Raw genomic sequence first — 23,896 nt, 5'->3', positions numbered from 1 at the left:
CTCTCAGACGCTCGGCCACGCCTCCGGGCCGGCGCTGCCCGCGGCGTAGTCGTCGAGCGGCACGGCGTTCGAGCGCCACGCGTCGATCGCGGGCTGCACGATGCGCCAGCACTCCTCGGCCGCGTCACCGCGCACCGACAGCGACGGATCGTCGTCGAGGATGCCCGAGATGACCTCGCCGTAGGCGAGCAGCTCGCCGGCGCCGAAGGTCGCCTCGAGGGAGGCGCGCTCGAGCGAGTAGGGGTCGCCGGGGCCGTTGATGTTGAGCTCGAGCGACATCTGGTCGGGCGCCAGGAACAGCCGGAGCACCGACGCCTCCTCGGTGCCGTGGAAGCCCGCGGGCAGGTGCGGCACGGGCTTGAAGCGGATGACCACCTCGCGGCGGCGCTTCCCGAGCGCCTTGCCGGAGCGCAGCGTGAAGGGCACTCCCGACCAGCGCCAGGTGTCGATCTCGACGGTGAGCTCGGCGAGCGTCTCGGTGCCGCGCTCGGGATCGACCCCCTGCTCGTCGACGTAGGCGGGCAGATCGCGCCCGTCGATCGTGCCGGCGGTGTAGCGGGCACGGCGCGAGCTCTCGGCCGGGTCGTCCCCCCGGAGGCGGGTGGCGCGCAGCACGATCCCCTTCGCGTCGCGGAGGTCGGCCGCGTCGAGCGTCGACGGCGGCTCCATCGCCACCACCGCGAGCACCTGCAGCAGGTGGCTCTGGATCATGTCGATCATGGCCCCGGCGCCGTCGTAGTACCCGGCGCGCCCCTCGAGTCCGAGCTGCTCGTCGTAGACGATCGCGACGCTCTCGATGTGCTCCGACGACCACAGCGGCTCGAGGATGCGGTTCGCGAAGCGCAGGCCGAGCATGTTCATCACCGTCGCGCGGCCGAGGAAGTGGTCGACGCGGTGGATGCGGTCCTCGGGCACCAGGGCGGCGAGGCGCTCGTTGAGCGCGTGGGCGCCGGCCTCGTCGGTGCCGAACGGCTTCTCGAGGGCGAGCACGGTCCCCTCCGGCAGCTCGTGCTCGGCCAGGGCGTCGCAGGCCTTCGCCGCGATCGCGGGAGGCAGAGCGAAGTAGACGGCGACGGGGCCGTCGCAGCTCGCGAGCAGTGCGGCGAGCGCCTCCGCGTCGGTCACGTCGATCTGCTGGTAGCGGGTCCCCGCGACGAGCTCGTCGATGCCGGCGCCGGTCGACTCCTCGGTCCCGAACGAGGCGGCGACGACCTCGTGCCAGTGCTCCTGGGTCCAGTCCTCGCGGCCGGCCCCCACCAGCTGGAGGCGGCGGTCGGGCTCGCGGGTCAGCAGCTGACCCACGGCGGGCAGGAGCAGGCGGGAGGACAGGTCTCCCGTCGCGCCGAGGATGAGCAGCGTGGAGACGGAGTGAGGCATGCGGCTCACCCTAGAGCGCGGTCGCAGCGCGTCGCTCGGCCTTGACTGGGAGACCACAGCTCGGTGCTGAGAGGATCAGCCCATGGTCTCCCCGATCGAGGACTACGCCGTCCTCTCCGACTGCCGCACCGCCGCCCTCGTCTCGCGCGACGGCGGGATCGACTGGCTCTGCCTCCCCCGCTTCGACTCCGCCTCGGTGTTCGGCGCGCTGCTCGGCGGAGACGATCAGGGCCGCTGGTCGCTGCGCCCGCTCGACGCCGATGCCACGGCCGAGCGCCACTACCTCGGCGACACCCTCGCCCTGGTGACCCGGTGGACCACCGCGACCGGGGTCGTCGAGGTGCTCGACGTCATGCCGCTGCGCGACGAGCGCGCGGAGCTGGTGCGCCGGATCCGCGGAGTCTCGGGCTCGGTCCCGATGCGCCAGGAGCTGCGCATCCGCTTCGACTACGCCCGCACGCTCCCCTGGGTCCGTCAGGAGGGGACGGACGAGGATCCGCTGCTCGTCGCGGTCGCGGGGCCCGACGCGGTCGTCGTGCGCGGGATGCGGCTGACGGCCACCGACCACGTGCACTCCGCCGAGTTCGAGGTGGCGGCGGGCTCCACGATCGACCTCTCGATGGCGTGGTTCCCCTCGCACCGCCGGGCCCCGAAGGTGCTCGACGTCGACAGGGCCCTCGAGCGCACGATCTCGTGGTGGAGCACCTGGGCGGAGTCGATCCGCTACGACGGGCCGCACCGCGACGCGGTCGTCCGCTCGCTGCTCACCCTCCGCGCCCTGACCGACGACGAGACCGGCGGCATCGTCGCCGCCGCGACCACCTCCCTCCCCGAGCAGTTCGGCGGGAGCCGCAACTGGGACTACCGCTACGTCTGGCTGCGCGATGCGGCGCTGACCCTGCAGGCGCTGCTCGCGCACGGCTTCGAGCAGGAGGCCGAGAAGTGGCGGGCGTGGCTGCTGCGCGCGGTCGCGGGAGCGCCCGAGGACGTGCAGATCATGTACGGCCTCGCGGGCGAGCGCGATCTGCTCGAGCGGACGATGCCGAGCCTGCCCGGCTACGACGGAGCCTCGCCCGTGCGGATCGGCAACGCGGCGGTCGACCAGTACCAGGCCGACGTGATCGGCGAGGTGATGGTCGCGCTGCACGAGGCCCGGGGCGCCGGAGTCGACGAGACGGAGTTCTCCTGGCCCCTGCAGCGCGCGCTGCTCGGCTTCGTCGAGAGCAACTGGCAGCGGCCCGACAACGGCATCTGGGAGATCCGGGGCGAGCCGCGGCACTTCACCCACTCGCGCGTGATGATCTGGGCGGCGCTGGACCGCGGTGTCCGCGCCGTCCGCGAGTGCGGGCTCGACGGGCCGGTCGAGACCTGGGAGGCGCTGCGCGATCGGGTCCGGGCCGAGATCGAGGCGCAGGGCTTCGACTCCGAGCGCGGTCACTTCGTGCAGTCGTACGGCTCGACCGAGGTCGACGCGTCGCTGCTGGTACTGCCGATGGTGGGCTTCGTCGAGGCCGACGATCCGCGGATGCTCGGCACGGTCGCCGAGCTGGAGCGCGCCCTGCTGCAGAAGGGCCTGCTGCACCGCTACCGCACCGAGTCCTCCGTCGACGGCCTCGCGGGCGGCGAGCACCCGTTCCTCGCCTGCTCCTTCTGGCTCGTGCGCCAGTACGCGTACTCCGGCCGCCTCGACGACGCGGAGGCGCTGATGACCCGGCTCGTCGGCCTCAGCAACGACGTCGGCCTGCTGTCCGAGGAGTACGACGTCGAGCAGCAGCGGCACGCCGGCAACACTCCGCAGGCGCTCTCGCACCTGGCACTCGTCCAGGCGGCCGACGCGATCGCGGCGAACCGGTGAGCGCGCGTCGCCGGCGCCGGTGGCCGCGCCTCGCCCTGCTGATCGTCGGCGGGCTCGCGGCCGTCGCCGTCCTCGGGTTCCTCACCTGGTCCTCGATCGTGATGGGCCCCGACGAGGACGCGCTGGCGCGGGTGCGGGCCGATGCGGGCGTGAGCGTCGAGCGCACCGCCTCCGCCGTCGTGATGACGCCGACGGCCGCCTCCGCGGGCAGCGACCTGGCGGGCGTCGGCCTCGTCTTCGTCCCCGGAGCGAAGGTCGACGCCGAGTCCTACGAGGCGACGCTCGCGCCGCTCGTCGACGACGGCGCCGCGGTGGTCATCACCCGCCCGATCCTCAACCTCGCGTTCTTCGATCTGCGCTCGCTCGAGAGCTTCACCGAGCAGGCGGAGGGCGTCGACCGCTGGCTCGTCGGGGGCCACTCCCTCGGCGGCGTGAAGGCCTGCCAGTGGGCGGGCGACCCCGGGGTCGCCGGCCTCGTGCTGCTCGGGAGCTACTGCGCGAACGACCTGTCGGAGTCGGCACTGCCGGTCCTGAGCGTCAGCGGGTCGGAGGACGGCCTCAGCACGCCCGAGAAGGTCGACGCCGCCCGCGACCTGCTGCCGGACTCGGCCGAGATGGTCGAGATCGAGGGAGCGAACCACGCCGGCTTCGGCTGGTACGGCCCGCAGCCGGGCGACGGCACGGCGACGATCAGCCACGAGGAGGCGGACCGGGCGATCACGGGCGCGCTCGTGCCGTTCCTCGCCGCCTCCTGAGCCCGCTCAGTCGCGCTGGGGAGTGTCGCGCAGGTCGATCAGGCCGGTGAACAGCGCACCGCGCTCGTCCGACGCCCGGTCGCCGGAGAAGAGGTTGTCGGGCGACGAGTGCACGTGGGTGCGCGGCGCGACCCCGGCGGTGTGCTCCTGGGGCTGCTGCATCTCGACGCGCTGGCGCGGCAGGGCGACGGGGTCGCTCTCGTGCAGCCAGGTGACGAGCCGCTCGCGCACGTAGCAGCGGAGGTCGAACAGGGTCGGCGCGTCCCGCGCCGTCACGAGCACGCGGATGCGGACGTAACCGCCCACGGCGTCGGTCACCTGCAGCACGCTGACGCGCTGGTCCCAGAGGTCGGTCTCCTCCAGGATCCGGTGCAGCTCCTCGCGCATCTCGTCGGGCCGCACGCGCCAGTCGAGGTCGAGCTCGACGGCGCCGAGCAGCTCCGATCCGGTGCGGGTCCAGTTCTGGAACGGCTGGGTCGTGAAGTGGTTCGTGGGCAGCACGAGGCGGCGGTCGTCCCACAGGTGCACGACCACGTAGGTCAGCGTGATCTCCTCGATCCGCCCCCACTCGTTCTCGACGATCACCACGTCGTCGAGGCGGATCGCGTCGCTGAAGGCGAGCTGCATCCCGGCGAAGATGTTGGTCAGGCTGGACTGCACGGCGAGGCCGGCGACGATCGAGAGCACACCGGCCGAGGCGAGGACGCTCGCGCCCGCCGTCCGCGCCTCCGGGAAGGTCAGCAGCGACGCCCCGAGGGCGACCACGACGACCGCGGCGACGGCCACCCTCCGGATGATCGTCATCTGGGTGCGCAGGCGCCGCGCGCGCCGGTTGTCGGCGGTGTCGGTGCGGTACCGCTCGGCGCCGAGATCCTCGAGGAACACGAACAGCGCCCCGACCAGCCAGGCCGCGGCCCCGATCGTCGCGATCTGGAAGATGCGGTCGACGAGGCCCGGCCAGACCTCGCCCGACACGGTGGCGGCGAGCGCCACCCAGACGGCGATGGTGATCAGGAGGACCCGGAAGGGGATGCGGACGCGGCGGATGAGCAGCCTCGCCCAGGTCTTACGCTTGCCGATCGAGCGGATGACGAGCGCGACCACGGCGGTGACCACGATCGCGACGACGACGGCGATGAGGACGGCGAGGGCGATCGAGCCGATCTCGGAGAGGGTGTCTTCGGGCATGGAGGGCCTTTCGTTCGGCGGAGCCTGCACGCAGGCGATGCGGAGCTCGACGCTGAACGACGAAACGCCCGCCCCGGCGGTGATGCCGAGTGCGAGCGTTTCTGGGGGTGCACCCCCTCGGACTTGAACCGAGAACCCACTGATTAAGAGTCAGTTGCTCTGCCGATTGAGCTAGAGGTGCGTTCGACCCGGCGAATACTGCATGCCGAACCGAGGGATCACACTAGCAGTGGCTCCCCCCGGTTCGTCAAATCGAGCTGTTCGCGGCGGGCACCGTATCGTGGAGCCGTGACCCTCGACGACGACCTCCGCCTCGCCCTCCGCCTCGCCGACGCCGCCGACGCGATCTCGCGCGAGCGCTTCCACGCCATGGACCTCGTCGTCACCACGAAGCCCGACCACACGCCGGTGACCGACGCCGACCGCGCGGTCGAGGAGGCGATCCGCGCGATCCTCGCCGCGGAGCGTCCCGAGGACTCGATCCTCGGGGAGGAGCTCGGCACCTCCGGCGACTCCCCTCGGCAGTGGATCCTCGATCCGATCGACGGCACCGCCCACTTCCTCCGCGGCGTCCCGATCTGGGCGACGCTGATCGCGCTCGCCGTCGACGGCGTCCCGGTGGTCGGGGTCGTCTCCTCCCCCGCGCTCGGCAAGCGCTGGTGGGCGGCCAGGGGCTCCGGCGCCTGGGTCCTCGACGGCGCCGAGCCGCGGAGACTGCGCGTCTCGCAGGTCGCCGACCTCGCCGACGCGACCTTCAGCTACAACAGCATCCAGCAGTGGGACGGAGCGGGCCGCCTCGAGCAGCTGCTCGAGCTCGCCCGCTCGGTGTTCCGCGACCGCGCGTACGGCGACGCGTGGGCGTACATGCTCGTCGCCGAGGGCCTCATCGACGGCGCGGGCGAATTCGACGTGAAGCCCTACGACCTCGCCGCGCTCATCCCGATCGTCGAGGAGGCGGGCGGCCGGTTCACCTCCGTCGACGGCGAGCCCGGGCCCTGGCACGGCAGCTCCCTCGCCACCAACGGCGTGCTGCACGACGCCGTCCTGCGCATCGCGGCACGCCGATGAGGCGCCTCGCCGGCGTCCTCGTCGCCGTGGCCCTCTCGGTGCCCCTCGCGGCCTGCTCCTCCGTGGTCGGCTCCGACGCGCCGGAGGCGGTGCGCGACGAGAGCGGAGCCGTCGTGACCGCGGGCGTCGGCGACGCGTTCTCGATCCGCAAGGGCGACTGCCTACGCGAGCCGGACGGCGACCGGGTGGCCGACGTCGACCTCGTCCCCTGCGCCGAGGTGCACGACCTCGAGGTCTTCCACGCGTTCGCCCAGCCGGGAGCCGACTTCACCAGCACGAACACGCTCCTCGCGCAGGCCGCGGCCGCGTGCGAGCCCGAGTTCCCGCTCACGATCGGCATCCCCTACGGCGACTCGGTGCTCGAGTACCGCAGCTTCGTCCCCTCCGAGGTCAGCTGGCGCCACGGCGACCGGACCGTCTTCTGCGCCGTGTTCGATCCGACGACGGGCCCGGCCGCCGGCAGCCTCTTCGGGGCGGCCCGCTGATCAGGCCGGGTCCTCTCCCGACCTCCCGCCCAGGAACCGGGCGAACCAGCGGGCGCTCGTCTTCAGCGTGCGGCGCTGGGTCCCGTAGTCGACGTGCACGAGCCCGAAGCGCCGGGTGTAGCCCCAGGCCCACTCGAAGTTGTCCATGAGCGACCAGACGAAGTAGCCGCGCAGGGGCAGGCCCCGCTCGACCGCTGCGCGACAGGCTGCGACGTGCTGCTCGAGGTAGGCGGTCCGCTCCGGGTCGTCGATCGAGCCGTCGGGAGCCACGTCGTCGTCGTACGCCGAGCCGTTCTCGGTCACGAACAGCGGCAGGGCGGGCGCGAGCGCGTGCGCCTGGTCCAGGACGTCGAGCAGCCCGTCCGGGTGGATCTCCCACCCCATCCGGGTCTTCGCCGCGCCGGTGTCGACGAACTCGACGCTCTCGCTGCCGGGGTACGCACTGGCCTCGGCGGCCGGCTCGCCCGCTCGGACGGTGTGGCGGCTGTAGTAGTTGATCCCGAGGAAGTCGATCGGCGCCGAGATCGCGGCGAGGTCCTCCGCCGGAGCGTGCTCGGCGAACCACTCCTGCTCGCCGAGGTCGGCCAGGACGTCCTCGGGGTAGGCGCCGGTCAGCACGGGATCGAGGAACAGCCGATTGCCGAGACCGTCGATCCGGCGAGCCGCGTCCTGATCGGCGGCGCTCCCGGTCGCGGCGCGCACGGAGTAGAGGTTGAGCGTGATGCCCACCGAGGCGCCGGGCGTCGCCTCCCGCAGGCGCGGCAGCGCGAGGCCGTGGCCGAGCAGCAGGTGGTGCGCCGCGCGGGCGGCCGCCGTTCCCTCCGTGCGGCCCGGTGCGTGCACTCCGGCGGCGTAGCCGAGGAACGACGAGCACCACGGTTCGTTGAGCGTGATCCAGTCGCCGACCACGTCGCCGAGCGATTCAGCGACGATCGCCGCGTAGTCGGCGAAGCGCGAGGCGGTGTCCCGCTCGAGCCACCCGCCGCGCTCCTCGAGCGCCTGCGGGAGGTCCCAGTGGTAGAGGGTCGCCCACGGAGTCACTCCGCGCTCGAGCAGTCCCTCGGCCAGCCGCCGGTAGAAGTCGAGACCGGCGACGTTTCCCGGCCCCGTCCCGTCGGCCTGGATCCGCGACCACGAGATCGAGAAGCGGTAGGCGTCGACCCCCAGATCGGCCATGATCGCGGTGTCCTCGCCGAAGCGGTGGTAGTGGTCGTCGGCCGGGGCGCCCGTCCGACCGTCGGCGATCGCGCCGGGACGCCGGGCGAACGCGTCCCAGATGCTGTCGCCGCGGCCGTCCTCGGACACCGCGCCCTCGATCTGGTACGCCGCCGTCGCGGTCCCCCAGACGAAGTCGTCGGGCAGATCGGTGCGGTGCATCTCAGGCCTCCTTCGACGGAGCGAGCCAGTCGCCGTCGCCGTTCTCGCTGAGCGCGATCAGGATGTCGTCGCGCTTGATGCCGAGCTCGGCGAGCCGGTCGACGATCAGGGCCGCCCCGCGCTGCTTCACCTCGGGGCTGTAGCCGGTGAAGGCCAGGATCTGCACGAAGACGATGTCGCTGCGGTCGGCGTCGGGGAAGGTGCGGCTGTAGAAGAGGTCGCCCTCCTCGTGGAGCTGGAAGATCTGGAAGAGGTCGTCGGCCGGCATCTCCCAGCCGTCGACGAGCGCGCTGTGGATCGCGGCGCTCATCTGCGGTCGGAGGTGGGCCAGGGGCTGGTGCAGGTCGATGCGGACGAGAGGCATGGTGACTCGATTCGTGAGAGGTCGGGCGGAGGAGGGGTGCTGCGGATCGCAGGAGGGAGTGCCGGAGATCAGGTGAGGGGTGCGTCGAGCCAGTGCTCGGCGCTCGGCACGAGCGACTCGAGCTCGTCCCAGAACGCGTCGGGGAGATCGGCCTGGGCGGCGGCGAGGGTCGGGGCGAGGCGCTCGATCCGGCTGATGCCGATGACGGTCGAGCCGATCCGCTCCTGCCGGGTGGAGAAGCGCACGGCGGCCGTCGCGAGGTCGGTGCCCCAGCCGAGGCAGACCCGGCGCATGGTCTCGATCGCGGCGAGCGTCGCGGGCGACGCCTCCCGGTAGCCGTAGCGGGTGCTCCTCCCGGTCGGATCGGCGAGGATGCCGCCGCCGAGGACGGCGGCGTTCATGACGCCGACGCCCAGCTCGGCGGCGCGGTCGAGGAGGGGCCCGGCGCTGCGGTCGACGAGCGTCCACCGGTTGTGCACGAGGACCACGTCGAAGACGCCCAGATCCAGGTAGCGGCGCATCTCGCGGACGTCCCCGCCGGCGAGACCGATCGAGCCGATCTCGCCGCGCTCGCGGGCCTCGACGAGGGCCGCGACCGCGCCGCCGGGCGCCGTCAGGGTCGCGAAGTCGTGGAACTCCGGGTCGTGCAGGTGCACGAGCGGCAGCGGATCGATGCCGAGCCGCGCGCGGCTCTCCTCAAGGGAGCGCCGCACCCGGTCGCCGCTGTAGTCCTCGCCGCGCGGGTCCACCTTGGTGATGACGACGACGTCGTCCGGGAGGCCGCCGTGCTCGGCGATCCCGGCGCCGATGCGCTGCTCGCTCCGGCCGGACGAGTACCCGTTCGAGGTGTCGATCGTCCTGATCGGGCTGTCGAGCACCGCGCGGACGAGGTCGATCGCCTCCCTCTCGGCGACCTCGTAGCCGAAGTTCTCGGGCATGCTGCCGAGCGGAGCGCCGCCGAGGGTGATCGGACCGACCAGCAGGCCGGTCGCACCGAGCGGCCGGAGGGGGGCCGGCGACGTCATTCCGGCACGACGGCGTGGACGAGACCGTCCGCGTCGCTGTAGAAGTCCACTCCCCCGACGGTGCCGACCGGCTCCGCCGACGCGGGCACGCTGCCCGCGAACTCGGCCGCGACGAAGCCGGGCGCACCCAGCTGGGGCTCGCGACGCGACTTCTCTGCCCGCTCGTACGTGAAGATCTCGAGCGAGCTGTCGGCGTCGCGGAGGAAGTCGATCTCGAAGCCGCGGGGGTCGCTCGGCTGGTGGATGCCGGCCATCCGGCGGTAGCCGAGGGCGGCGAAGTACTCCATCGTGCGATCCAGATCCGACACGGTCTCGGCGACGTGGTCGAAGCGGGGACGGTCGGGGGTCCCGAGTCCCCAGTCGCGGTCGACCGCGTCGCGGTCGTAGACCTCGTGGTACTGGAGCGGGCCCTCGACGAGCTCGAGCAGCGTGCCGTCCGGGTCGTAGAAGAAGGTGATCCGCACGTCGCCCTCGGCGTGGATCGGCTCCAGCTGGAAGGGGACGCCGGCGGCCTGCAGAGCCTCCACCCGGGCGTCCAGGTCGGCGACCTTGAAGCCGACGTGGCGGAACCCCGCCTGCAGATCGTCCGGGACGAAGGTGCTGCCCTCGCCCGAGTCGAGGCGGGTGAGGCGCAGCGTCGCGGTGACGACGTCGAGGACGGCGGTGCGGTCGCTCGCCTCGACGACCTCCGCGCCGAGGAAGCGCGTGTAGAAGTCGACCGAGCGGTCGATGTCGGCGACGTTGAGGAGGACGGATCGAATGGCCACAGGTGCCAGTCCTTTCTGAGGGTGAGCGGATGCTCGTGGGCACGGCGGAGCCGCGGGGTCTCGGAGTGAGACGGGAACGCGGCTCGCGAGCCGCGGAAGCGTGGAGACGGTGAGGATCGGAGGGGAGCTCAGACGACCGTGATCGGCCGCGGCGCGGAGTCGTGGACCTCGGTGCGCTCCGGCCGCGTATGGGGGGTCAGCACGTGCTGCAGCACCAGGGTCGCGGCCCCGACCGCCGCGGCCGTGAGGCCGGGGTCCGCCAGCTCGACCGAGACGGAGTGGATGGTCCTGGTGCGGGCCAGCCGCGTGACGAGGCCGCGGATGGTCCGCACGTAGAGCGCACCCGCATCGGCGAATCCGGGGCCCTGGAGGTAGACGCGGTCCAGATCGAGCAGGTTGACCACGGACAGCACGGCGGCGCCGACGTAGCGGGCCGACGACTCGATCAGGGCGACGCACCGCTCCTCCCCGCCGGCGGCACCCCGGCTGATCGCACCGAAGTCGTGGCGCAGCCCGGCGTGCTCGCCGGTCAGGCCGAGATCCGCGCTCAGCCGGGGGTCGCGCATCGCGTTCGCCACGACCGCCCTCGGGGCGGCGAGGATCTCGAGGCAGCCCCGCGACCCGCACCAGCAGGCGGGGCCGTCGATGTCGAGCACCATGTGGCCGATCTCGCCGACGTTCGAGGAGGCGCCGCGCGCGATGCTGCCGCCCACCATCAGGCCCATCCCGAACCCGTTCGACATGTACAGCGTCGCGAAGTCCTGCGTCGCCGGGATCCGCCCCACCCAGAACTGGCCGAGCGCGGCGCAGGCGGCGTCGTTGTCGCGCACGACGGGGAGTCCGATGCGGCTCTCGAGCGCCTCGCGGACGGCGAACGAGTCCCAGTCCTCGGCAGTGACGGAGAGCCGCTCGGCCCCCGCTCCGAGGTCGAGTCCCGCTCCGGCCACCCCGACGCCGACGACGTCGCCCGCGGGGATGTGCAGGCGGCGCAGCAGCTGCTCGAGCTCCTCGGCGATGCGCTGGATCTCGACGCTCGGCGCCGCCCGGCCGACTCCCGGCGAGACGAGCTGGCCGACGACGGTCCCGCCGAGGTCGGTGACGACGTAGGTGAGTCGCGCGTCGTCGAGCGAGAGCCCGACGGCGAAGCGGGCGCGGGGGTTCAGCTCGAGCAGACTGCGGCGCTTGCCGCCGGTCGAGTCGCCGAATCCCGTCTCGATGACCAGGCCGTCGTCGAGCAGCGACTTGACGATCTTCGTGATCGACGTCGCGGTCAGCCCCGACATCTCGGCCAGCTCGATCCGGCTGACCGTGCCGCTGGAGCGCACCATGTCGAGGATCGCGCTGCGCGTGTTCTCGGAGGACGGTCCGAGCCTCCTGATGCCGCTCATGCCGTCTCCCCCGCCACGACGAACGGACGCGGGGCCCGCACGCGGGTCGTCCGGTCGCCGGCGACCGCCGCGAGCACCCGGGTGCCGAGGAGCGCCCCGATCTCGCTGCCCCGGCGGTCGATGGCGGTCAGGGAGCGGCTCGCGCTGCGGCAGAGGGCGGAGTCGGTCCACGAGACGATCGCGACGTCCTCCGGTACCCGGAGCCCCTGCGCGGTGTACGACTCGAGCGCCGCCGCCGCCGGGACGTCGCTGTCGAAGACGAGAGTCACCGGGCCGTCGGCGAGAGCAGCGGCACCGGCCGCGACCGCCGCCGCGGTGCTGTGCTCGGTGCGCACCACGCCGAAGGTCCCGCCGAGCTCGGCGCTCTCCATCGCTGCGGCACGACCGTCGGCGGGCTCGCCCTCGAGCGTGGCGCTGATGAAGACGATGCGCCTCGGCGGCCGCGTGTCGAGGAACGCGCGGAGGACGTCGATCGACGCATCGAAGTCGACGACCACCGCGGGGATGTCCGTCTCGACGGCGGAGTCGACGACTCCGGCGACCGGGAAGCCGAGGGAGGCGAGCAGGGGGACCCGGGGGTCGTCCTGCTCGACACCGAGCAGCGCCACCCCGCCGATCCCGCCCACCTCGGCCCAGTGCCGGTACACCGCTTCCTCCGCCGCGGCGTCGTCGACGACGGCGGTGGTGAGGCTGAGCCCCTCCTCGACCAGGGGGTCGGCGAGCGCGTGCACGAGGGACAGCACGAACCGGTCGTCCATCCTGCTCCGCGCCACCGCGAGTCCGATCCCGTTCACCGCTCCTCCTCCGCTCGCGCGTTCCCGTTCCGCATGCTGTCCCTCTCCACTCCGCCTGTCACCGGCGCCTACTTGATGGCGCCCGCGGCCATGCCGCGCTCGAACTGCTTCTGCAGCGCCACGTAGGCAACGATCGTGGGAAGAGCCGTGATGACGGCGGCTGCGAGGATCTTCGGCGTGTCGTCGTTGTACTGGCGCCGGAAGAACTCCGGCAGCAGCGTCACGACGCCCATGTCCTCGCTGGTCAGGAAGACCTTGGGGAGCAGGTACGCGTTCCAGGCGTTGATCAGCACGAGGACGGTCAGGGCGACCGCCATGGGCCGCGCGAGCGGGAGCAGGATCGACCAGAACATCCGGATCGTCCCCGCCCCGTCGAGCCGCGCCGCCTCGAAGAGCGAGTCGGGGATCCCGTCGACGTACCCGCGCGTGATGAGCACGGTGAACGGGATCTGGAGCGCCGCGATCGGCAGGATCACCGACCAGAACGTGCCGAGCAGCTCCAGCCGCACCGCCGTCGCGTAGAGCGGCGCGATCAGCACGACCTCGGGCAGCGTGAGGGCCGCCATCATCATCCAGAAGTAGACCTCCTTGCGCATCACCCGGAGCTTCGAGAAGCCGAACGCCGCCATCATCGTGGTCAGGTAGATCAGGACGATGGAGCCGCCCGCGACGATCGCGGAGTTCAGGAAGAAGCGGGCGAAGCCCGGCACCGCGAGCACCGCCGCGTAGTTGCCCCATCCCGAGCCGGCGAAGGACCGCGAGAGCATCGCGTAGATCGGGATGACGAACGGCACGACGGCGATCGTGACGATGAGCTGGAGGACGAGCCTCGAGCGCAGGGACCGGGTCTCAAACACGGGGCAGCTCCTCCTCGAGCACCGGGGGTCGCTCGCGTCCTCGGCGCTGGATCACGACCGAGGTCACGAGCGCGATGACGAGCAGGATGATGGACAGGGCCGCCGCGTAGCCGAGGTTGCGGGAGGACCCCGCGGTCTCGGCGTAGATCATCGTGCCGAGGAACTCGGACGAGTGGGCCGGGCCGCCCTGGGTGATGAGCCAGACGTTGTCGAAGAGCTTCAGAGCGGTGATGAAGTTCAGGATGGCCAGCGACACCGTGACGGGGCGCAGGCTCGGCAGCACGATCGAGAACAGGATCCGGAGGTTCCCGGCTCCGTCGATCCGCGCGGCCTCGAGCATCTCGGGGTCGATCTGCGCCATGCCGGCGTAGAAGAGGATGAACCCGAAGCCCACCGATCCCCAGCAGCCGACCGCCACCACGACCAGCAGCGACGTCGTCGACTGGCCGAGCCAGCCCTGGGCGAGCGAGCCCAGGCCGACGGTCTCGAGGATCCGGTTGAGGGTCCCGTCGGTCTGCCACACCTGCAGGTGCGCCGGGGCGAGCGTGGCCGGAGCGACGACGACGGGGATCACGACGATCACCTTGTAGACGTTGGCGAAGAGGATCCGCGAGTGCATCGCCGCGGCGAAGAGCACTCCGCCGACGACCTGCACGACGAAGACGACCACGAAGTAGATGCCGGTGTTCCGCAGCGCCGTCCAGAACGTGGGGTTGGTCAGCGCCTCGACGTAGTTGCCGACGCCGACCGGCGTCATCCGCTGGCGTCCGCCGCCCCAGTCGAAGAAGGAGAGGTAGCCGGAGTAGACGATGCTGTAGTAGATCAGACCGACCGAGAGGATGAAACCGGGGAGGATCCAGGCGATGCCGCCCGGGACGAGGTGGGAGGACGCCTTGGCGGGCCGTCCTGATCGCCTGTCGTCGCCCCGGGGGCTCGCCGGTCGAGTCCCGGGGGGTGCCGTGACCGTCATGAGGGGGTTCCGATCGGGGATCAGTCGAGACCGATGGAGGTCGCCTCGGAGCCCGCCTGCATTTCGGCGGCGATCTCCTCGACGGACTTGTCGATCGTGGGGTCGAGGATCTGCTGGATCGCCAGCACCATCGCGTCGAGGGTCGTCTCGGAGGTCTGCCACTGACGCGACTGCTCGGCGGCCGAGCTGTCGGCGATGAGCGACTCGATCGCGGCCTGCTGCACGTCCTGGTCGACCAGCTCGATGCTCGACCAGTCCGGAGCGACGCCCTGCAGTGCGGGGAGGAGGTCGAGGGCGTTCGCGACGTTCTGCTGCCCGGCCTCGGACATGGTCATCCACGAGACGAAGGTCTTCGCCGCGCCGATGTTCGGCGAGTCGGCATTGATCGCGAGACCGTAGTCGGCCTCACCGAAGACCGCCGAGCCGTTGCCCTTGTCCGCGACGTCGGGGAACTGCGCCGGGAGCTGCACGAAGCAGGTCGGATCGCTCACACCGGCGGCCTCGCGGGCCGCCTTGCACGACTCGGCACCGGAGTACTGCGTGTACCAGAAGCCCATCTGGACCATCGCCGCGTCGCCCTTCATGAACTGCTCGTTCGCGAGGGGGTACTGGGTGCCGTCGAGCGCATCGGCCGAGATGATGCCGTCGTCCTTCATGTCCTGGATGATCTGGAGGGTCTCGACTCCCTGGGGGTCGTCCCACTTCGCCTGTCCGGTGGCCGCCTCGATGAAGAAGTCGGGGTCGACCGAGTTCGCGATGGAGTGGTACATCTCGCTCGGGAAGGTGTCCTCGCCCCCGGCGCCCATCGTGAAGCAGGTCTTCCCGAGAGCGGTGACCTTCGCGCAGGTGTCGACCCACGAGTCGTAGTCGGTGGGCACCTCGGCGCCGGCCTGGGTCAGCAGGTCCTGGTTGTACCAGAGGAAGCCGGCCGCCATCCCGCCGAGCGGGAGGGAGACGAGCCGGCCCTCGGAGTCGGTGAGCTGCTCGACGTAGCCGTCCCCGAGCTTCGACTCGAAGTCGGAGCCCAGCGCCTCCTCGGCGACGGGGGCCAGATCGATCGCGTACGGACCCCAGAGATCGGGAGAGCCGCCGGCGGGCGACAGGTCGAAGACGTCGGGGCCCTTGCCCGAGTCGAGGGCGGGAGTGATCGTGGTGCGGAAGTCGACGTTCTCGAAGTTCTTGTACGTGACCTCGATGTCGGGGTACTCCTCGTTGAACGCGGCGATGTAGCGCTCCGCGACGGGGGTGTCGGGGGTCCAGCCCCACCAGGTGACCTCGCCGGAATCGCTGGCCTCGACCGAGGCGTCGCTACCGGAGTCGGTCCCGCTGCAGCCCGCCAGAACGAGCGCTGCTGCCGCGGCGAGGCCGACTGCCGCTCCGAACCTGAACTTCGTCATCGTGTTCCTTCTCTCACATCTTTGTGGCGTGGTGGATCGCTCGCCCGCGCGCGGTGGTGCCGATGACCGCCTGTCGTGCGGGGCTGATGCCGTCCGATGGGGCGACTGTACGCGCGGATCGGCGCCCGCGCCACAACTTTCCAAACTTTCTTTATTAAGTTCTCCCGAGCAAGCGGCGCCGGAGCCTGGCGAGGAGCGGGGGCGGCACAGAGCGCGCCGGAACGCCGAAGAGGCCGCCCTGCTGGACGGCCTCTTCGGCGTGACTCGACGTGTGCGACGACGACCGGTGGTGGAGATGGGGGGAATCGAACCCCCGTCCATCGCTGTGATTCTGCGCCTTCTACGGGTGTAGCCGATGAGAGCGTTCTGCTCGGCCCCGACCGTTACCATCGGCGCATCGGTCGACGGGCCCAGCCCGAGTGCAAGTCCCGCGTCGCCCTCAGGCGTAACGACGCAGCAAGTCCTCTAGATGACGCCAGGATCCGGGGCGAGGACGCACCCACGGGCTGACGGACTATCTACTCTGGCTTAGGCAGCGAGAGCGAAGTCGGTGCGCTTCTGTTCGGCACCTGTGTTTTCCAGAGATCGTTAACGAGATAACCCTGGATCCTCGACCCGCTTCTCGCAGTTTCGCAGGCAATGTCGAAACCGATCATCCCCGCGAGCACTCCTGTGGAGTGGGTCGTCGTCGCACACTGTTGAGTTACAAGGGACCAGTCTACCCCGCGTCGCGAGCGCTCACACGGCGTCGGCGCAGATCGAGCAGCCCGAGCACGAGCGCCAGCGCGATCAGCCCCAGGGTGACGAAGTAGCCGTTGCGGAAGGCGTCGTGGTAGCGGTCGAGCCCCTCGGCCATGCCCTGCTCGCTCGCGAGCGTGGCGAAGAACACGGCGGAGGCGCAGGCCGTGCCGACCGCGGTGCCCACGCGCTGGCCGAGCTGTCCGACCGAGCCCGCGACGCCTCCCTGCGCCGGGGAGATCTCGGCGAGGGTGAGCGTCTGGTTCGGCGACACGACGAAGCCGCCGCCCGCTCCGGCGACGAGCATCGCCGCTCCCATGCCGTACGCCGCCGTCTCGGCCGGCAGGAGCTCGGCCGCCAGCAGCACGAGGGTGAAGCCGATGACGACCAGCACGATGCCCAGCACCACGAGCGCGCGGCCGTAGGTCTGCACGAGCCTGCCGCCGTACCAGGCGGTCACCGCCGAGGTCAGCGCGAACGGGATGCTCACCATGCCCGCGAACACGGGCGCGAGGCCGAGGCCCTGCTGCAGGAACAGCGTCGTCAGCAGGAACGTCGCGGGGATCGCCGCGAAGTACGACGTCGCGACGAGGATCCCGTTGCGGTACGAGGTCGTGCGGAAGATCCGGAAGTCGATGACCGGGGTGCGCCCGAGACCCGCGTAGTGCGCCTCCCAGCGCACGAACGCGAAGGCCGCGACCGCGGCCAGCAGCAGCCAGAACCAGCGGAACGGCGAATCGGAGGAGCTCCCCGTCGTCAGCAGGAACGGGAGCATGAAGGCGAAGATCGCGACGGCCAGCAGCAGCAGTCCGACCGGGTCGAGCGAGGTGTCCGCGCCGGGTCTCCGGTGTGTCCTCGGCAGCAGCCGCCAGGCGAAGCCCAGCGCCACGACACCGAGCGGGATGTTCATCCAGAACAGGAGGCGCCAGCCGTCCTGGTCGCCGCCGATCGCGATGAGGAGCCCGCCGAGCGTCGGTCCGAACGCGGTCGAGAGGCCGATCACCGCGCCGAACACGCCGAAGGCCCGCGCCCGCTCCGCCCCGGTGAACATCTGCTGCACCAACCCGAGCACCTGCGGCATCTGGATCCCGGCGGCGACTCCCTGCAGGAACCGCGCCACGACCAGCATCTCGATGCTCGGCGCGATCGCGCAGACGAAGCTCGTGACCGTGAAGGCGGTGAGGCCGATCAGGAAGAGCAGTCGGCGCGAGCGGATGTCGCCGAGCCGGCCCGCCGGCACGAGCGCGAGTCCGAAGGCGAGGGCGTACCCGGCGACGATCAGCTGCAGTTGGCTCGCATCGGCCGAGAGCGCCTTCTCGATCGAGGGAAGGCCCACGTTGACCTTGGAGAGGTCGAGGATGGTGATCGCGGCGACCGCGACGCTGATCGCGAAGGCCCGCCAGCGGGTCTTCTCCTCGGCGGGGCTGAGAGCACTGTCGGTCGTCACGTCCGGCCTACTCGCCGAGCCGGCGGCGCGTCGACATCGCGCGATCGGCCTCTCGGCGGTCCTGGCGCTCGCGGAGCACCTGGCGCTTGTCGTAGTCCTTCTTGCCCTTCGCCACCGCGAGCTCGACCTTGGCCTTGCCGTCGCTGAAGTAGAGCGAGAGCGGGATCAGCGTGTACCCGCCCTCCTTCACCTTGTTGTGGATCTTGAGGATCTGCGCCTTGTGCAGCAGGAGCTTGCGCTTGCGGCGGGGCGGGTGGTTAGTCCACGTGCCGTGCGCCCACTCGTTGATGTGCACCGCGTCGAGCCACGCCTCGCCGCCGTCGACGAAGGCGTAGCCGTCGACGAGCGACGCCCGGCCCGCCCGCAGCGACTTGACCTCGGTGCCCGAGAGCACCAGTCCCGCCTCGTAGGTGTCCTCGATGAGGTAGTCGTGGCGCGCCTTGCGATTGGTCGCGACGACCTTCTGTCCCTGTTCCCTGGGCACGGCGGCTCCTCTCCGAGAGCGACGATGGGCTGCCCCGATCGGGACAGCCCACCAGTATACGGCCGTGAGGCGGGTGCGGTCAGACCCGCAGGTACCGGGCGATCGCCACGTTGGCCGAGACCGCCGCGAGCACGATGCCGACCACCACCAGGATCGGGAACACGATCAGCGCGTCGTCGAGGCCCACGAAGGACGTCAGCGGGATGCGGTACGCGAGGAACCCCTGCACGAAGAACTGCACGATCGCGATGACCGCGACTCCCGCGAGGATCGATCCGAGCAGCGCCGCGAACACCCCCTCGAGGATGAACGGTGTCTGGATGAAGCGGTTCGACGCTCCCACGAGCCGCATGATGCCCAGCTCCCTGCGTCTCGAGAACGCCGACAACCGGATCGTCGTGGCGATCAGCAGCACCGCCGCCACGAGCATCAGCACAGCGATGCCGATCGCCGTGTAGCTGGCCGCGTTCAGGATCGAGAAGATCTGGTCGAGGTACTGCCGCTGGTCGGTGACGCTCTCGACCCCCGAGACGCTCGAGAGGCTCTCGACGATCACGTCCGACTGCGTCGGGTCCTTCAGGTTGATCCAGAAGGTCTGGTTGAGCAGATCCGGAGTGACGTACTCGGCGACCGGGTTGCCCGCGAACTGCTGCTGGAAGTTCGCGTAGGCCTGGTCGTGGTCCTCGAAGTAGGAGGCGTCGATGTACGGGGCGAGGGTGGCGCCGTCGAGCTGCGCCTCGACCGAGTCGATCTGCTCCTCGGTGGCGTCGGTGCCGCTGCAGTTCGAGCCGCCGGAGGTGGCGGTGCACATGTAGACGGCGACCTGCGCCTTGTCGTACCAGAAGTTCTTCATCTGGCCGATCTGCATCTGCAGCAGGATCGCCGTGCCGACGAAGGTGAGCGAGATGAAGGTGACCAGGATGACCGAGACGACCATCGAGACATTGCGTCGGAGGCCGCTCGAGACCTCCGACCAGATCAGTGCGAATCTCACTTGACGGGTCCTACGTTCTGCTGGTCGTCTCCGGTCTCGTCGCCGTCCTCCCTCGCGGCGCGCAGTCCCAGGCGGGCCGCGAGCGACTCCTCCGGGAGCGCGCCGGTGTCGGCGGGCAGGTAGATCGGGCCGGTCTGGCTCGCGAGCTCGACGACGCGCGGGGCGGTGGGCGCCTCCGGTGCGGGCGCGGGGACGACGGGGTGCGCGGCGGTGACGTGGGTCTCGGGGGCGGCGGCCGAGCGGCGGCCCTCGGGGACGACCGGCTGCGCCGCCGTCTGCGAGACGCGCGGTCGGGTGAAGGACTCGCCGTGCGGGTCGGCGGCGGTCGGCAGCGGAGGCGCGGAGCGCCGGAGGTCGACCTGGGGCACCTCGGCGGGCGCGAGCGCGCTCTCGGTGATGACCGGGATCGACGTCGTCTCGGCGACCTTGTGGTCGTCGGCCGCGACGACCACGACGCCGTCGTGGACGACGGTGATGCTCTCGGTCTGGCCGTAGCCGCCCTGGCTCTCGTCGCGGACGATGCTGCCGGCCGAGAGCTCGATGACGCGGCGCTTCATCTGATCGACGATGCCCGCCTCGTGGGTGGCCATGATGACGGTCGTGCCGCCGGCGTTGATCCGCTCGAGGAGCGCCATGATGCCGGCGCTCGTGGTCGGGTCGAGGTTTCCCGTGGGCTCGTCGGCGAGGAGGACGGCCGGCTTGTTCACGACCGCGCGGGCGATGGCGACGCGCTGCTGCTCGCCTCCGGAGAGCTCGTGCGGCAGGCGCGACGCCTTGCCCGCGAGGCCCACCATCTTGAGCGTGTCGGGAACCGCCTCCTGGATGTAGCCCTTCGACTTGCCGATCACCTGGAGGCTGAAGGCGACGTTGTCGAAGACCGACTTGTTCGGCAGCAGGCGGAAGTCCTGGAACACCACGCCCATGTTGCGGCGGAAGTACGGCACCTTGCGGCTGGAGATCTTGCCCAGGTTCTGCCCGAGCACGTGGATCGCCCCGGAGGAGGGGCGCTCCTCCTTCAGGATCAGGCGGAGGCAGCTCGACTTGCCGGAGCCCGAGGCGCCGACGAGGAAGACGAACTCGCCCCGGAGGATCTCGAGATCGATGGCGTTGAGGGCGGGTCTGGTGCCGCCCCGGTACTGCTTGGAGACGTTGTCGAAGCGAATCATGTCGTACCGAGGGTAAACGACGATCTCGGAGAGTCGGTCGTGCGAGCGTGCGGCGCGTCGAGCCGCACGGCGATCAGGCGGACTTGCGCCAGCGGATCCCGGCGGCGATGAAGCCGTCGATGTCGCCGTCGAACACGTGCGACGGGTTGCCGACCTCGTGGTCGGTGCGGAGGTCCTTGACCATCTGGTACGGCGCGAGCACGTAGCTGCGCATCTGGTCGCCCCAGCTCGCCGTGATGTTCCCGGCCAGCTCCTTCTTGGTCGCCGCCTCCTGCTCCTTCTGGATCAGCAGGAGCCGCGACTGCAGGACCCGCATGGCCGCGGCGCGGTTCTGGATCTGGCTCTTCTCGTTCTGCATCGACACGACCGTGCCGGTGGGCAGGTGGGTGATGCGCACGGCGGAGTCGGTGGTGTTGACCGACTGGCCGCCCGGTCCGGAGGAGCGGAAGACGTCGACCCGGATGTCGTTGTCGGGGATCTCGACCGCCCCGGCCTCCTCCATCAGCGGGATGACCTCGACCGCGGCGAAGGACGTCTGGCGCTTGCCCGCCGCGCCGAAGGGGCTCATCCGGACGAGGCGGTGCGTGCCGGCCTCGACCGAGAGCGTGCCGAAGGCGTAGGGCGCGTCGATCTCGAAGGTCGCCGACTTGATGCCGGCCTCCTCCGCGTAGCTCGCGTCCATCACGGTCGCGGTGTACTTGTGCTTCTCGGCCCAGCGCAGGTACATGCGCATCAGCATCTCGGCGAAGTCGGAGGCGTCCACTCCCCCGGCGCCGGCGCGGATCGTCACGACCGCCGGGCGGTCGTCGTACTCGCCGTCGAGCAGCGTCTGCACCTCGAGCTCGCCCATCGTCTTCTGCAGGGCGGCCAGCTCGGCGATCGCCTCCTGCTCGGACTCGGCGTCCTCGGCCTCGTTCGCCATCTCGACCAGCACCTCGAGGTCGTCGAGGCGGCGCTCGATCGCGGTGATCCGCGCGAGCTCCGACTGCCGGTGGCTGAGGGCGCTCGTCACCTTCTGGGCGTTCGCCGTGTCGTCCCAGAGGTCGGGGACGCCCGCCTGCTCGCTGAGCTCGGCGATCTTCGCGCGGAGGGAGTCGATGTCGATCACGGCGCGGATGTCGGTGAAGGTGGAGCGGAGAGCAGTGATCTGCTCGGTGAAGTCGTTGTCCAGCATGGTCCTCTCAGACTACCGGGGAGTCGACGGGGGCTGCCGGGGACCGGCTCCGTCCTAGCATGGAGACGGTGACCGTCCCCGCTGAGCGCCCCTTCCCCGTCGGCCCGCTCCTGCTGTCCACCTTCCTGCCGACGCTGCTCTTCTCGATCGGCGAGGGCGCGATCATCCCGCTGCTCCCCGCGGCGGCGGGCGACCTCGGTGCGACGCTCGCTCTGGCCGGTCTCGTCGCCGGGATGATCATGATCGGCGAGCTCGCGGGCGACATCCCGAGCGGCTGGATCGTCTCGCGCATCGGCGAGCGCGGCGCGATGCTGGGCGCGTCCGCCGCCTCGATCACGGGCCTCGTGATCTGCCTGCTGTCGACCTCGTGGGTCGGCCTCACGATCGGCGTCTTCGTGATCGGGCTCGCGACGGCCGTCTTCGCCCTCGCCCGGCACGCGTTCATGACGTCGTTCGTCCCGATCAGCCACCGCGCCCGGGCGCTCAGCGCCCTGGCAGGGGCGTTCCGCGCGGGCTGGCTGATCGGCCCCTTCCTCGCGGCGGGAGTCGTGCACCTCACGGGCTCGGTCGAGTCGGTCTTCTGGGTGCACATCGTCTGCTGCGTCGCGGCGGTGGTCGTGCTGCTGCTGGTCCCCGATCCGGCGACGGTGCTGCGCCGGGCGCAGGCCGCCGCCGGCCCGGTCGACGAGGCGGCGCTCGTCCCGGAGTCGCCGCACGGCCTGGTCAGGACGCTCCGCGAGCACCGGGGCGTCCTCGCGCGCATGGGGTCGGGGGCCGCGGTGATCGGCGCCCTCCGCGCGAGCCGCACGCTGATCCTCCCCCTGTGGGCGGTGAGCATCGGCATCGCCGAGACGCAGACGGCGATCATCATCGGCATCGCCGGCGCCATCGACTTCGCCCTCTTCTACGCGGGCGGCCAGCTGATGGACCGCTTCGGCCGCGGCGCCACGGCCATCCCGTCGATGATCGGCCTCGGCGTGGGGCACCTCGTCCTCGTGCTGACGCTGCTCGCGAGCGACCCCGTGCCGTGGTTCGTCGCCGTGGCCTGCCTGCTCGCCGCCGCGAACGGGATCGGCTCGGGGATCCTCATGACGATCGGAGCCGACCTCGCTCCTCCCGACGACCCGGCGCCGTTCCTCGGCGCGTTCCGCTTCACCGGCGATGCCGGCAACGCGGCGGCGCCGATCGTCGTGTCGGTGCTGACCGCCGTGGTCTCGCTGCCGTTCGCCGCGGGGGCGATGGGAGTGCTCGGGCTCGCCGGTGCCGCGGCGCTCGCGCGCTGGATCCCGCGCTACGTGCCGCACCGGGGGCCGCTCCTAGACTGAGTCCGCACTCGCGGGAGTGGTGGAATGGCAGACACGCAGGATTTAGGTTCCTGTGCCGAGAGGCATGAGGGTTCGAGTCCCTCCTTCCGCACGGAGTCCACCGGTACGCTGAGCGCACCGACGACTGGAGATCCGTTGAACCACGCCGCCCTCATCCCCTGGCTCGACCCGGAGACGATCCTCACCTCGTTCGGGCCGTGGGGCGTGCTCGTCGTGTGCCTCATCGTCTTCGCCGAGACCGGTCTGCTGATCGGCTTCCTCTTCCCCGGCGACACCCTCCTCATCATCACCGGGCTCCTGGCGCACGAGGACGCGGCGAACGGCGGCCTCGGCGTCCCGATCTGGCTGATCTGCCTCGCGATCGGCTTCTCCGCGTTCCTCGGGGGCGAGGTCGGCTACCTGATCGGCCACAAGGCCGGCCCGCGCATCTTCGAGCGCAAGGAGTCGGGCTTCTTCAGCATCGAGAACGTCAAGCGCACCAACGCGTTCTTCGAGCGCTTCGGCGGCTTCGCCGTGATCCTCGCGCGGTTCGTGCCGATCGTGCGCACCTTCGCGCCGATCGCCGCGGGCGTCGCCCACATGAACTACCGCAAGTACAGCCTGTACAACCTCATCGGCGCCCTGCTCTGGGGCAGCGGCGTGACCCTCCTCGGCTGGCTCCTCGCCTTCATCCCGCCGGTCGCCGACTTCGTCTCGCACTACATCGACGTGATCCTCATCGGCGCCGTGGTCCTGGCGATCGTGCCGACGCTCTTCCACTTCTTCCAGCAGCGCCGCAAGGCCCGCCTCGCGACCGACAAGGAGACCGACTCGACCGAGTCGGTCGCCTACGTCCTCGACCAGGACGCCCTCGACAACAAGCGCCGCAAGCACTGAGGCGCCGCACGCACGGAGGCGCCGG

22 protein-coding genes, 2 tRNA genes and 1 other RNA gene are annotated in these 23,896 nt (G+C 71.0%); 7 read left to right on the top strand and 18 right to left on the bottom strand.

What is annotated here, in order from left to right:
- Positions 1-3 precede the first annotated feature (3 nt).
- Complete coding sequence (locus tag GSU68_RS06130; protein WP_208544655.1) at positions 4-1,377, bottom strand: glucose-6-phosphate dehydrogenase; 1,374 nt, start codon at positions 1,375-1,377, stop codon at positions 4-6.
- Positions 1,378-1,459: 82 nt separating this feature from the next.
- Here GSU68_RS06130 and GSU68_RS06125 point away from each other — a divergent pair, with 82 nt between their 5' ends.
- Positions 1,460-3,232, top strand: a complete 1,773-nt coding sequence (locus GSU68_RS06125; protein ID WP_159906439.1) for a glycoside hydrolase family 15 protein — start codon at positions 1,460-1,462, stop codon at positions 3,230-3,232.
- On the top strand, positions 3,229-3,987 hold the full coding sequence (locus tag GSU68_RS06120) for an alpha/beta hydrolase (protein WP_244259407.1): 759 nt from the start codon (positions 3,229-3,231) through the stop codon (positions 3,985-3,987). Before GSU68_RS06125 ends, GSU68_RS06120 begins: the two co-directional genes overlap by 4 nt.
- Before the next feature lie 6 nt (positions 3,988-3,993).
- On the opposite strand, the gene GSU68_RS06115 is transcribed toward GSU68_RS06120, so the two are convergent.
- Positions 3,994-5,175 carry a mechanosensitive ion channel domain-containing protein gene (locus GSU68_RS06115; RefSeq protein WP_159906437.1) on the bottom strand — a complete coding sequence of 394 codons (1,182 nt, stop codon included), beginning with the start codon at positions 5,173-5,175 and terminating at the stop codon, positions 3,994-3,996.
- Between the two features lie 108 nt (positions 5,176-5,283).
- Positions 5,284-5,356, bottom strand: a tRNA-Lys gene (locus GSU68_RS06110).
- Positions 5,357-5,463: 107 nt separating this feature from the next.
- Between GSU68_RS06110 and hisN the strand changes: the two genes are divergently transcribed.
- Positions 5,464-6,243, top strand: a complete 780-nt coding sequence (gene hisN, locus GSU68_RS06105; protein WP_159906435.1) for a histidinol-phosphatase — start codon at positions 5,464-5,466, stop codon at positions 6,241-6,243.
- Positions 6,240-6,728, top strand: coding sequence for a septum formation family protein (locus GSU68_RS06100; protein ID WP_159906433.1), 489 nt, complete (start codon positions 6,240-6,242; stop codon positions 6,726-6,728). The genes hisN and GSU68_RS06100 overlap by 4 nt, the downstream gene beginning before the upstream one ends.
- Here the strand turns inward: GSU68_RS06100 and GSU68_RS06095 are convergent, their stop codons facing one another.
- The 15 genes from GSU68_RS06095 to prfB all read right to left on the bottom strand — a co-directional run bounded on the left by GSU68_RS06095 (position 6,729) and on the right by prfB (position 21,670).
- Positions 6,729-8,105 carry a GH1 family beta-glucosidase gene (locus GSU68_RS06095; protein ID WP_159906431.1) on the bottom strand — a complete coding sequence of 459 codons (1,377 nt, stop codon included), beginning with the start codon at positions 8,103-8,105 and terminating at the stop codon, positions 6,729-6,731. It lies immediately after the preceding gene.
- A gap of 1 nt (position 8,106) precedes the next feature.
- Positions 8,107-8,469: a tautomerase family protein gene (locus tag GSU68_RS06090; RefSeq protein ID WP_159906429.1), complete on the bottom strand. Its 363-nt coding sequence runs from the start codon at positions 8,467-8,469 to the stop codon at positions 8,107-8,109.
- A 68-nt stretch (positions 8,470-8,537) separates the two neighbouring features.
- The gene (locus GSU68_RS06085; RefSeq protein WP_159906427.1) at positions 8,538-9,494 is read right to left on the bottom strand and encodes an aldo/keto reductase; all 957 of its coding nucleotides are present in this window, start codon (positions 9,492-9,494) and stop codon (positions 8,538-8,540) included.
- Positions 9,491-10,261: a VOC family protein gene (locus GSU68_RS06080; RefSeq protein WP_159906425.1), complete on the bottom strand. Its 771-nt coding sequence runs from the start codon at positions 10,259-10,261 to the stop codon at positions 9,491-9,493. The genes GSU68_RS06085 and GSU68_RS06080 overlap by 4 nt, the downstream gene beginning before the upstream one ends.
- Positions 10,262-10,389: 128 nt before the next feature.
- The gene (locus GSU68_RS06075; protein WP_159906423.1) at positions 10,390-11,649 is read right to left on the bottom strand and encodes an ROK family transcriptional regulator; all 1,260 of its coding nucleotides are present in this window, start codon (positions 11,647-11,649) and stop codon (positions 10,390-10,392) included.
- Positions 11,646-12,443, bottom strand: coding sequence for a substrate-binding domain-containing protein (locus tag GSU68_RS06070; protein WP_159906421.1), 798 nt, complete (start codon positions 12,441-12,443; stop codon positions 11,646-11,648). The genes GSU68_RS06075 and GSU68_RS06070 overlap by 4 nt, the downstream gene beginning before the upstream one ends.
- A 68-nt stretch (positions 12,444-12,511) precedes the next feature.
- A complete protein-coding gene (locus GSU68_RS06065) occupies positions 12,512-13,300 on the bottom strand; it encodes a carbohydrate ABC transporter permease (RefSeq protein ID WP_159906419.1) in 789 nt (262 codons plus the stop codon).
- Complete coding sequence (locus tag GSU68_RS06060; RefSeq protein WP_159906417.1) at positions 13,293-14,270, bottom strand: sugar ABC transporter permease; 978 nt, start codon at positions 14,268-14,270, stop codon at positions 13,293-13,295. Before GSU68_RS06060 ends, GSU68_RS06065 begins: the two co-directional genes overlap by 8 nt.
- 20 nt (positions 14,271-14,290) lie before the next feature.
- Positions 14,291-15,667: an extracellular solute-binding protein gene (locus GSU68_RS06055; RefSeq protein ID WP_159906415.1), complete on the bottom strand. Its 1,377-nt coding sequence runs from the start codon at positions 15,665-15,667 to the stop codon at positions 14,291-14,293.
- 287 nt (positions 15,668-15,954) lie between these two features.
- Positions 15,955-16,327: a transfer-messenger RNA gene (gene ssrA / locus GSU68_RS06050) on the bottom strand.
- A 58-nt stretch (positions 16,328-16,385) separates the two neighbouring features.
- On the bottom strand, positions 16,386-17,852 hold the full coding sequence (locus GSU68_RS06045) for an MFS transporter (RefSeq protein ID WP_159906413.1): 1,467 nt from the start codon (positions 17,850-17,852) through the stop codon (positions 16,386-16,388).
- 7 nt (positions 17,853-17,859) lie between these two features.
- Entirely contained in the window at positions 17,860-18,336 is a 477-nt protein-coding gene (gene smpB / locus GSU68_RS06040; protein ID WP_159906411.1) for an SsrA-binding protein SmpB, read from the bottom strand.
- 79 nt (positions 18,337-18,415) lie between these two features.
- Positions 18,416-19,330: a permease-like cell division protein FtsX gene (ftsX, locus tag GSU68_RS06035; protein WP_159906401.1), complete on the bottom strand. Its 915-nt coding sequence runs from the start codon at positions 19,328-19,330 to the stop codon at positions 18,416-18,418.
- Positions 19,327-20,496, bottom strand: coding sequence for a cell division ATP-binding protein FtsE (gene ftsE / locus GSU68_RS06030; RefSeq protein ID WP_159906399.1), 1,170 nt, complete (start codon positions 20,494-20,496; stop codon positions 19,327-19,329). Before ftsE ends, ftsX begins: the two co-directional genes overlap by 4 nt.
- Positions 20,497-20,569: 73 nt before the next feature.
- On the bottom strand, positions 20,570-21,670 hold the full coding sequence (prfB, locus tag GSU68_RS06025; RefSeq protein ID WP_159906397.1) for a peptide chain release factor 2: 1,101 nt from the start codon (positions 21,668-21,670) through the stop codon (positions 20,570-20,572).
- Between the two features lie 68 nt (positions 21,671-21,738).
- Between prfB and GSU68_RS06020 the strand changes: the two genes are divergently transcribed.
- From GSU68_RS06020 to GSU68_RS06010, 3 genes are all read left to right on the top strand, one after another.
- A complete protein-coding gene (locus GSU68_RS06020) occupies positions 21,739-22,995 on the top strand; it encodes an MFS transporter (RefSeq protein ID WP_244259406.1) in 1,257 nt (418 codons plus the stop codon).
- A 10-nt stretch (positions 22,996-23,005) separates the two neighbouring features.
- Positions 23,006-23,086: transfer RNA gene (locus GSU68_RS06015), tRNA-Leu, on the top strand.
- Positions 23,087-23,130: 44 nt separating this feature from the next.
- A complete protein-coding gene (locus GSU68_RS06010) occupies positions 23,131-23,871 on the top strand; it encodes a VTT domain-containing protein (RefSeq protein WP_159906393.1) in 741 nt (246 codons plus the stop codon).
- Positions 23,872-23,896: the final 25 nt, after the last annotated feature.

Origin of the sequence: Rathayibacter sp. VKM Ac-2759 (assembly GCF_009834225.1) — a bacterium.
In the GTDB taxonomy this organism is placed as follows: domain Bacteria; phylum Actinomycetota; class Actinomycetes; order Actinomycetales; family Microbacteriaceae; genus Rathayibacter.
This window is presented reverse-complemented; position numbering and strand designations above follow the sequence as displayed.

Bases quoted from the DNA above. Each gene is read 5' to 3' on its own strand.
- GSU68_RS06130 (WP_208544655.1), bottom strand. From the start codon at position 1,377: ATGCCTCACTCCGTCTCCACGCTGCTCATCCTCGGCGCGACGGGAGAC.
- GSU68_RS06125 (WP_159906439.1), top strand. From the start codon at position 1,460: ATGGTCTCCCCGATCGAGGACTACGCCGTCCTCTCCGACTGCCGCACC.
- GSU68_RS06115 (WP_159906437.1), bottom strand. From the start codon at position 5,175: ATGCCCGAAGACACCCTCTCCGAGATCGGCTCGATCGCCCTCGCCGTC.
- GSU68_RS06100 (WP_159906433.1), top strand. From the start codon at position 6,240: ATGAGGCGCCTCGCCGGCGTCCTCGTCGCCGTGGCCCTCTCGGTGCCC.
- GSU68_RS06095 (WP_159906431.1), bottom strand. From the start codon at position 8,105: ATGCACCGCACCGATCTGCCCGACGACTTCGTCTGGGGGACCGCGACG.
- GSU68_RS06090 (WP_159906429.1), bottom strand. From the start codon at position 8,469: ATGCCTCTCGTCCGCATCGACCTGCACCAGCCCCTGGCCCACCTCCGA.
- GSU68_RS06085 (WP_159906427.1), bottom strand. From the start codon at position 9,494: ATGACGTCGCCGGCCCCCCTCCGGCCGCTCGGTGCGACCGGCCTGCTG.
- GSU68_RS06075 (WP_159906423.1), bottom strand. From the start codon at position 11,649: ATGAGCGGCATCAGGAGGCTCGGACCGTCCTCCGAGAACACGCGCAGC.
- GSU68_RS06060 (WP_159906417.1), bottom strand. From the start codon at position 14,270: ATGACGGTCACGGCACCCCCCGGGACTCGACCGGCGAGCCCCCGGGGC.
- GSU68_RS06055 (WP_159906415.1), bottom strand. From the start codon at position 15,667: ATGACGAAGTTCAGGTTCGGAGCGGCAGTCGGCCTCGCCGCGGCAGCA.
- ftsE (WP_159906399.1), bottom strand. From the start codon at position 20,496: ATGATTCGCTTCGACAACGTCTCCAAGCAGTACCGGGGCGGCACCAGA.
- prfB (WP_159906397.1), bottom strand. From the start codon at position 21,670: ATGCTGGACAACGACTTCACCGAGCAGATCACTGCTCTCCGCTCCACC.